Source organism: Streptomyces javensis, from assembly GCF_039525925.1.
GTDB lineage: Bacteria > Actinomycetota > Actinomycetes > Streptomycetales > Streptomycetaceae > Streptomyces > Streptomyces asiaticus.
Map to the genome: position 1 here is coordinate 1 of NZ_BAAAIF010000208.1, position 3059 is coordinate 3059.

Sequence of the window (3059 nt, forward strand, 5' to 3'; positions counted from 1 at the left end):
GCGTCCTGACCGCCATGACCCACAACTGCCTCGCCCACCACAACGAGAGCGAGGACGGCCCTGGTGCTGGGCCGGATGTCATCGCCTCCCTGCGCCGCGACCAGCCGGAAGTGCAGGCCCTGTTGAGCTGCTTGGCACGGCAGTTCGTCACTGGTGCGTCTATCGACTGGTCACCCGCGGTGGGCGCTGCCACCAACACTTCGGTGCCTCGCCTGGACCTGCCCACGTATGCCTTTCAACGGCAACGGTACTGGCTTGATGCTCCGATCCAAGCAGTTGACGCCACCGGTATCGGGCAGGGGCATGTTGACCATTCGCTGCTCAGTGCGATGTTGAAATCCGCGGCACACAATTCGGTCTACCTCACGGGTCGGCTGTCGTTGGAGACGCACCCGTGGCTTGCTGATCACCGGGTGCTGGGATCGGTGCTGGTCCCGGGGGCTGCGTTGGTCGAGTTGGTGATCCGTGCGGGCGATCAGGTCGGTTGCGGTCGGGTGGAGGAGCTGACGCTGGAGGCGCCGTTGGTCCTGCCCGAGCGGGGTGGGGTCCAGGTTCAGGTGGTGGTCGAGGAACCGGATGCGGCTGGCCTGCGGCCGGTTGCGGTCTACTCGCATCCCGAGGATGCGGCGAGCGCGGATGACACGATGTGGAACTGTCATGCGCGTGGGTTGTTGGCCGTGGAGGAGCCGGCCGCTGGTGGCGGGATGGTGTTGGAGCAGTGGCCGCCAGTGGGTGCTGAGGTGGTGATGTCGGATCCGGAGGGGTTTTATGCCGGGTTTGTTGAGCGTGGGTTTGGCTATGGTCCGGCTTTCCGGGGGTTGGAGTCGGTCTGGCGGCGTGGTGAGGAGGTGTTCGCTCAGGTCCGTCTTCCGCAGGAGCTGGTTGCTGAAGTCGAGCGGTTCGGGGTGCATCCGGCGCTGCTGGACGCCGTATTGCATGCGGTGGCGCTGATTGCTTCGGATCAGGATGAGCAAGCCGTACGTGTTCCGTTTGCCTGGTCGGGGGTGCGGTTGCACGCCTCGGGTGCGTCGGTGGTGCGGGTGCGGCTGACTCGGGCGGGATCGGGACCGGATGCGGTGGCGCTGGAGGTGGCGGACGCGGCGGGCCAGCCGGTGGTGTCCATCGAGTCCCTGGCTCTGCGGCCGATTTCGGCTGAGCAGTTGCAGGCCGCCCAGACCAGTCGTTACGACTCCCTGTTCGAGCTGGACTGGCACCCCCTCGACTCCTCCGGCACCGGCACGCCGAATGCTTCCGGGGGTGCGTGGGCGCTCGTGGGGCCGGACGCTGGGTTGGGTGAGGCGGTGGTCCGTGCGGGCGGATCGTGTGCCAGGTATGTGGATGTGTCCGCGTTGATCAGTGCGCTCGACGAGGGCGAGGCGGCGCCTGAGACCGTGGTGCTGTCCTGTCCGGCGGGCGCTGGTGACGGGGACGTGGTTGCCGGGGTGCGGGAGTCGCTTTCTGCTGTGCTGTCTTCGGTACGGCGGTGGTTGGGTGAGGAGCGTTTGTTCGGGTCTCGTCTGGTGGTGGCCACCTGCGGTGCGGTCGCTACGGAGACGGGGGAGGATGTGACCGGCCTGGCGCAGGCTCCGGTGTGGGGGCTGTTGCGGTCGGTGCAGACCGAGAACCCTGACAGGTTCCTCCTCCTGGACCACGACCCCGACCACGGCAGCGAGATCAGCCCCGCTGCGGCGGACGCGGTGGTGCGTGTCATCACCGCTGGTGCGGAGGAGCCGCAGCTGGCGGTCCGGGGTGAGACCGTCCTGGTTCCGCGATTGGGCCGGGTGACGAAGCCCGCGACCCCCCAAGCTTCTATGCCACTGGTCTCTGACGGGACGGTGTTGGTGACGGGTGCGTCGGGTGTGCTGGCGGGTCTGCTCGCTCGGCATCTGGTGGCCGAGCACGGGGTGGAGCATCTGCTGCTGGCGAGCCGCAGGGGGCCGGATGCGCCAGGGACAGCCGAGTTGGTGGCCGAGCTGGAGGCGGCCGGAGCGTCGGTCGCTGTTGCCGCCTGCGATGTGGCCGACCGCGAAGCCGTACGTGAGCTGCTGGCCGGCATTTCGTCGGAGGCACCGCTCAGGGGTGTGGTGCACACCGCGGGGGTTGTCGACGACGGTGTCGTGGAGGGGCTGAGCGATGAGCGCGTTCAGCGGGTGCTCGGGCCGAAGGTGGATGCGGCTTGGCATCTGCATGAGCTGACCCGGGACATGGGGTTGGAGGCGTTCGTGCTGTACTCCTCTGCCGCGGCCACGCTCGGGGCCGGCGGGCAGGGGAGTTACGCGGCGGCCAACGCCTTCCTCGACGCCCTGGCCCAGCACCGCCACGCCCACGGTCTGCCTGCCCTCTCCCTGGGCTGGGGGCTGTGGGCTCAAGCCAGCGGAATCACCCAGAACCTCAGCGAGACCGACCTCGCTCGCATGGCTCGCGGCGGCACCACCGGACTCACCGCGGAAGAGGGCCTTGCTCTCTTCGACGTCGCTCAGGGGGTGGGGCGTGGTGTGGTGTTGCCGGTGCGTGTGGATGTGGGGGCGTTTCATGGGCGTGGTGGTGTGCCGGTTCCGGCGTTGTTGCGGAATGTGGTGCGGGGTGCGGTGCGCCGGGTTGCGGTGGGGCGGGGTGGGTCTGGTGCGTGGCGGGATCGGCTGGCGGGTGTGGCGCCGCAGGAGCGTGAGCGGTTGCTGCTGGAGCTGGTCCGTTCCCATGTGGCGACGGTGCTGGGGCATGCGGACCCTGCTGGAGTCGATGCCGACCGCGCGCTGAAGGATCTGGGCTTTGACTCCCTGACCGCGATCGAGCTGCGCAACCAGCTTGGGGCAGCCACCGGGCTTCGACTCCCGACCACGTTGATCTTTGACTACCCGACGCCTTCGGCCATCGCCGGGTATCTGGACGGTCGGTTGGGTGTGGGTGTGGGTGTGCGGTCGGAGGTTGCTGTTGCGGTGCCGTCTGTGGTCGGTGTGGATGCGGAGCCGATTGCGATTGTGGGTGTGGGGTGTCGGTATCCGGGTGGTGTGGTCTCGCCGGAGGGGTTGTGGGATTTGGTGGCGGGTGGGACGGATGCC

1 protein-coding gene is annotated in these 3059 nt (G+C 68.3%); it reads left to right on the forward strand.

The window, feature by feature from the left end; genetic code table 11:
- Window positions 1–14 precede the first annotated feature (14 nt).
- A partial coding sequence (locus ABD329_RS47570; protein ID WP_344318241.1) for a type I polyketide synthase occupies window positions 15–3059 on the forward strand: 3045 nt, incomplete at its 3' end.